The sequence below is a fragment of the Trichococcus sp. genome, from assembly GCF_049589555.1.
Classification (GTDB): Bacteria; Bacillota; Bacilli; order Lactobacillales; family Aerococcaceae; genus Trichococcus.
Window position 1 is genome coordinate 1 of the sequence record NZ_JBAWAZ010000280.1, and the last position, 5,796, is coordinate 5,796.

General features: G+C 49.6%; 7 protein-coding genes. 3 read left to right on the forward strand and 4 right to left on the reverse strand.

The genetic code is table 11. The annotated features are described in order from the left end of the window. The 4 genes from WBV27_RS10045 to aroF form a co-directional block, all read right to left on the reverse strand. A partial coding sequence (locus WBV27_RS10045; protein WP_424201708.1) for a chorismate synthase occupies window positions 1-172 on the reverse strand: 172 nt, incomplete at its 3' end. After that, the gene (aroA, locus tag WBV27_RS10050; protein ID WP_424201696.1) at window positions 169-1,464 is read right to left on the reverse strand and encodes a 3-phosphoshikimate 1-carboxyvinyltransferase; all 1,296 of its coding nucleotides are present in this window, start codon (window positions 1,462-1,464) and stop codon (window positions 169-171) included. The genes aroA and WBV27_RS10045, both read right to left, overlap by 4 nt. A gap of 59 nt (window positions 1,465-1,523) precedes the next feature. Then, complete coding sequence (gene aroB, locus WBV27_RS10055; protein ID WP_424201698.1) at window positions 1,524-2,597, reverse strand: 3-dehydroquinate synthase; 1,074 nt, start codon at window positions 2,595-2,597, stop codon at window positions 1,524-1,526. Between the two features lie 50 nt (window positions 2,598-2,647). Then, window positions 2,648-3,673 carry a 3-deoxy-7-phosphoheptulonate synthase gene (aroF, locus tag WBV27_RS10060; protein ID WP_424201700.1) on the reverse strand — a complete coding sequence of 342 codons (1,026 nt, stop codon included), beginning with the start codon at window positions 3,671-3,673 and terminating at the stop codon, window positions 2,648-2,650. A gap of 456 nt (window positions 3,674-4,129) precedes the next feature. Here aroF and aroE point away from each other — a divergent pair, with 456 nt between their 5' ends. The 3 genes from aroE to WBV27_RS10075 form a co-directional block, all read left to right on the forward strand. Next, window positions 4,130-4,957, forward strand: coding sequence for a shikimate dehydrogenase (gene aroE / locus WBV27_RS10065; RefSeq protein ID WP_424201702.1), 828 nt, complete (start codon window positions 4,130-4,132; stop codon window positions 4,955-4,957). A gap of 18 nt (window positions 4,958-4,975) precedes the next feature. Continuing rightward, window positions 4,976-5,506, forward strand: coding sequence for a shikimate kinase (locus WBV27_RS10070; protein WP_424201704.1), 531 nt, complete (start codon window positions 4,976-4,978; stop codon window positions 5,504-5,506). Continuing rightward, a partial coding sequence (locus tag WBV27_RS10075; protein ID WP_424201706.1) for an NAD(P)-binding domain-containing protein occupies window positions 5,490-5,796 on the forward strand: 307 nt, incomplete at its 3' end. The genes WBV27_RS10070 and WBV27_RS10075, both read left to right, overlap by 17 nt.

A 5,796-nucleotide genomic window follows, 5' to 3' on the forward strand; every position in this document is an offset into this window, starting at 1 on the left:
TTGGCGTCGACAAAGCCCCTTGGCCTGGCGCTCTCCGTTTCATTTCCTCAAGAACGTTATCCATATCGATCTCATGGCCTGGCGGCAGACCGTCGATGGTGACGCCGATTGCTGAACCATGTGATTCGCCGAAGATAGATACCTTTAATTTATTCCCAAATACACCGCTCATTGTATCTTACCCCCTATATTTTTATAGTCTTCCCAAAAATTCGGATACGATTTTGAAACGCACTCGGCATCCGTAACCGTGATCGGCTGTTCGCAGACTGTCGCAGCGATCGCCAGCATCATCGCGATGCGGTGGTCCTTATAGCTCCAGACCGTTTCTCCACCCTTCAGCGATTTGACGCCATGGATCAACAGGCCTTCCGGCAATTCTTCGATGTCAGCGCCCAGTTTCTTCAATTCGCTGGCCGTCGCTTGCAGACGATCGCATTCTTTGATGCGCAGTCTGCCGGCGTTGATGATTTCCGTTCTGCCTTCGCTCAGGCAAGCCGTCAAAGCGACCACCGGAATGATGTCCGGGCATTGCGCCGCATCGATCAGTGTGCCGTGCAGCCCATCTGTTGCTGTGCCGATCAGGCCGTTGCCTTGCTGTTCAAAAGAGACGCCCATCGCTTCCAGAATGGAGACGACAGCGCGATCACCCTGCAGCGAGTCCATCGACAGGTCATCCACCAACAGGTCGTTGCCCAATGCGTCAGCGCAAAGGAAGAAGGCCGCTTGGGAATAATCCCCTTCGACGCGGTAATCCGTCGCCTTGTATGACTGTCCGCCTGAAATCCGGAATAACTGATGGCCTTCGTTTTCGATGGTCACACCGAAAGCGCTCATGACATCCAGCGTCAAATCGATATAGCCAATCGATTCAAGCGGCGTCGTGATCGTGATGACCGAGTCTCCGCCCAACAACGGCAGCGTGAACAAAAGGCCCGTGATGAACTGCGAGCTGACATTTCCAGGAAATGAGAAATGACCCGGTTTCAGGTTTCCGTCCACGACTAAATCAAGTTCGCCTTCAGTCGGTTTGTAGGAGATGCCTTGTTCCTCGAAAATATCGTAGAAGATGGTCAATGGACGTTTGCCCAGATTCCCTCTGCCGATGAAGCGGCTCGCGCCTTGGAAAAGCGTCGAGATCGGTACGACAAAACGCAAAGTCGAACCGGACTCATTGCAGTCGATCAGGTGCTCAGCGGCCGTTGCGTCCCCAGCTGCTTTTGCTTCTGTAACGTATTGGCCCGCGCCGGTGATCGTCAAAGTGCTGCCATCCTGCTCGATGACTGCTCCGAATGCCTTCATGGCCTCAGTAGTTGCGATGATGTCATCCGAAAGCGCGATATTGTCGATCTTGCAGGTGCCGTCGGATAGCGCGGCACAGATGACCGCACGGTGCGCCAAACTCTTTGAAGGCGGGACAGTCACTGTTCCCGATAGCTTATGTGGCTGTATCGTCAAATCCATGGTAATCCTCCTGTTTGTTTCCTCAATTTTATTTCTTCAGTTTCTTCTATAGTATAGCTCTACATGTTCTCCAGTTCATCAAAGAAGGCGATGGTTTCATCCTGGACGTAGCTGATGCCGATTTCCTTCAACAGGATGACTTTCAGATGATCGTCCAGATTCTTCTTGTCCAACGTCATGATCGCCAGCAAACTGTCCAAATCAATTTCCTCGATGTGCAGTTCCGTAGGCAGTCCGACTTGTTTCGCCATTGCCTCGATCGCAGCTGCTGTTCCTGGTTTGGTGAAACCTTTTTTCTCAGCGAGGCGTGTGATCGCGACCATCCCGATGGCCACCGCTTCACCATGCGAATATTTCGCATAATTGGTGTAGGTTTCCAAAGCATGCGCAATCGTGTGGCCAAAATTGAGCAGCATCCGTTCGCCGGTATCCTTCTCGTCCTCTTCCACGACTCTGCGCTTGATGTCGCAGCACGTGTAAAGGATCCGTTCGATATGCGCCATCATCTCTTCGCGGGTATGCAGCGTCTGCAGGAAGCTGAAGAATTCGGCGTCCTTGATGCAGCCGTATTTGATGACTTCCCCTAGACCGTCGCGGAAAAAGTGGTCCGACAACGTGTTCAACATTTCCGGGTCGATGAACACTTTCTTCGGTTGATAGAAAGCCCCGACCAGATTCTTCCCTCTTGCCAGATCGACGCCGACCTTGCCGCCGATGCTGCTGTCGACTTGAGCCAACAAGGAAGTCGGGATCTGGATGAATGGGACGCCGCGCAGGAAGCTGGCAGCCGCAAAGCCTGCGAGGTCCCCGATGACGCCGCCACCCAAGGCGATGATCAATTCACTGCGGGTCAGTTGGAAATCCAACAATTGGTCATAAATCTGCGGCAGCATCTGGAAATCTTTCGTCTGCTCACCTGCCGGCAAGGCTACCACAAGCGTTTCGTACCCGGCAGCCTGCAGCCCTTCCTCCAGCTGGGATCCATAATGCGCATTGACGTTATGGTCTGTGATGATGGCAATCTTCTTGCCGCTGTATATGTTTTTGATTTCTTCCGGAAGACGGTGGCGCAAGCCATTTTCGATCAGGATCGTATAGCTGTTTTTGCCGAGTCCTACATGTAATTCAGCCATTGTTTCACTCCTCATTCAGATTTCGTATTGTATCAAGGAAAGTGCTTCCTTTATTTTACCGCATCCAAATGCTTTCCTTCAATGGCAATCAATTGTTTTACGACAGCCATCAACTCGTCGAACTCATTCGGGTTCAGGCACTGTTGGCCATCGCTCCATGCGTTCTCAGGATCGTGGTGGATTTCGACCATCAGACCGTTCGCACCGGACATGACTGCGGATTTGGACATGGATGGCACCAGGTAAGCAGAACCGCCGGCATGACTTGGGTCGATGATGATCGGCAAGTGGGATAATTTTTGGATGACCGGAACGGCTTGGATATCCAAAGTATTGCGTGTTTCCGTTTCAAATGTGCGGATGCCGCGTTCGCAAAGGATGACGTTTTCGTTCCCTTCGGACATGATGTATTCAGCAGACATCAACCATTCTTCGTAAGTTGCGGACAGACCGCGCTTCAACAGGACTGGCGTCTTTGTCTTGCCGACTTCCTTCAATAGATCGAAATTCTGCATGTTGCGTGCGCCGATTTGGATCATATCGACATCCGCTTCGAACTCATCAACGAATTTCGTGGACATCAATTCTGTTACGATCGGCAAGCCAGTCGCTTCCTTCGCCAATTTCAACAAACGCAAGCCTTCCAATTCCAAACCTTGGAAGCTGTATGGGGAGGTGCGCGGTTTGAAAGCTCCACCGCGGAGGAAGTTAGCCCCTGCCGCTTTTGCGCGTTGTGCGATGCTGATTATCTGTTCTTCGCCTTCAACGGAACAAGGACCTGCAATCACGCCGAAGTAGCCGTTACCGATGCGTTGGCCGTCGATTTCGACAACCGTATCATCCGGATGGAATTTGCGGTTGGCCTTTTTGTAAGGCTCCTGAACTTTCAATACGCGTTCTACGATGTGATGTTGCTGAATAGTGTCCATCGATACTTTCGAAGTGTCCCCTACCAATCCCAAAATAGTCATTGTTTCGCCGATTACCGGGCTCACGATGACCCCTTTATCCGTTAAGCGTTTTGTCAGCTCGTTGATTTCCTCTATTTTAGCCGTTTTCTTCAAAATGATGATCATGTCTTGTTCCTCCTAGTTTTGTTTTTGCTTTTAAAAAAATAAAAAGCGGTGCCCATGTCATATGAGCACCGCGTTAAGCTTCGTTATCCAAAAATGCTGTTGCCTGACGATCCGTCCTGCAACCTATTTTTCGCATCCCCTGATGTTTCTCATATTCGCTCTATGCAATTTTTTCCAAACAAAATATCCAGCGCTAAAATAGAAGCCCCAGAATGTAAAGTATGTAAAGTAAAAGTTTGTTTGTAAAAGATTGATAGCATGCGTGGAACCCATCGGATGACCTCTTCTCTTGTGTATCATTTAATCAGCTGAACTCATAATGAAAACGTCTGATTTCCATCATTATAACAAACACTCTAATCATTGCAATAGTTTTTTTAATTTTTTTTTAATTTAATCTGGGTATTGAAATTTGCATGGCAATAATCTACACTTTCCTAAAAGGAGTGAAACCTGATGCAATTTTTCGGATTATTCGGCGAACATCTGAGCCACAGTTATTCAGAAAGAATCCATTCGACTTTTTTCGATCTGATCGGAATGAATGCCGGTTATAAACATATTGAATTGCCCCCTGAAGAGTTGGAAGCGGCGATCGAAGGGATCCGCGTACTTCAGTTTGTCGGCGTCAACGTGACGATTCCCTATAAACAGACGGTGATGCCTTACTTGGACGATATCACCCAGGAAGCCACGCGCATCGGTGCAGTCAACACAATCAAGGTGAAAGACGGCAAGCTCTACGGTGCCAACACCGACTATTACGGATTCGGCACCATGTTGGCTTCGCACGGCATCGCAGTCGAAAACCAGACGGCAATGGTCTTGGGTTTCGGCGGTTCCGCCAAGGCAGTCGTTCTATATTTACTGGATAATGGCATCAATAACATTATCATCGTTTCACGAAAAAAAGGCGCTCTTACTGATATTCCGGAAGATCCGCGCATCTCCTTGATGAGTTATGATGAGATAGCAGAGATAGCAGAGATAGCAGACATCTCAGGCGATCTGATCATCAACACGACTCCGCTTGGCATGTTCCCTGACAACATCGGCATCAGCGCGGTCCCTTTGGAAGTGATCCGTCATTTCAGTGCAGCCGTCGATTTGATCTACAACCCGCAGGAAACAGAATTCCTCCGCTTGGCAAAAACAGCCGGCCTGAAAATCTGCAACGGATTGGAAATGTTGGTGCATCAAGGCATCAAATCCCAGGAAATCTGGCTGGAACGGCCTTTCGAGCTTACATTGAACCAAGAAATCTACGACAAAATAACATCATAACGGAAATAGGTGAAAGATTTGGGAAAAAATATCATCCTGATCGGACTGCCCGGTGCAGGCAAGACGACTTTAGGCAAATTATTGAGCAATATAATCGGTTACCGTTTCATCGACTCGGATGCCTTCATTGAGGAGAAAACCGGCAAAAGCATCACCGACCTCTTCCAAATCGGGGAGGACTATTTCCGCAATATCGAGTCGGATGCCTATAAGGAAATTGCCGATTTCGAGGATACGATCGTCAGCACGGGCGGCGGTGTCGTCAAACGCAACGAAAACATCGTGTCCTTGAAAAAGAACGGCACAGTCTACTACATCGACCGGGCAGTCGAAGACATCACGCATGATATCGAAGTTTCCCATCGTCCGCTGCTGAAGGATGGTTTGGAACGGATCTATGCGTTGAAGGCCGAGCGCGAGACCCTCTATCAAGATGCAGCGGATTTCGTCGTCAAGAACGACAAGCCGTTGGAAGAACTTGCCGCCGAAATCATTGCGCACCACATTGGAGCAGGAAAGGAAGGCGACGTCCATGACAACCCTCAATAAGGAGCTGAACATCACGATCGTCGGCTTGGGCGTAATCGGTGGCTCTTTCGCGATGGCCCTTCACGATGCCGGCTATCGCAATCTTTACGGCATCGACACCGACCAAGCGACGCTGGACAAAGCCAAAACGCAACAGCTCATCAAGGAGGGCTATCAGAATGGCAAAGACATCCTGCCGCAATCCGATTTGGTGATTTTTTCGCTCTATCCCCGTCTGGTGCACGACTTCATCGTCACCCATAAGCAACATTTCAAGCCGGGCTCGATTCTGACGGATGCGACTGGTGTCA

Bases quoted from the DNA above. Each gene is read 5' to 3' on its own strand.
- aroF (WP_424201700.1), bottom strand. From the start codon at position 3,673: ATGATCATCATTTTGAAGAAAACGGCTAAAATAGAGGAAATCAACGAG.
- aroB (WP_424201698.1), bottom strand. From the start codon at position 2,597: ATGGCTGAATTACATGTAGGACTCGGCAAAAACAGCTATACGATCCTG.
- aroE (WP_424201702.1), top strand. From the start codon at position 4,130: ATGCAATTTTTCGGATTATTCGGCGAACATCTGAGCCACAGTTATTCA.
- aroA (WP_424201696.1), bottom strand. From the start codon at position 1,464: ATGGATTTGACGATACAGCCACATAAGCTATCGGGAACAGTGACTGTC.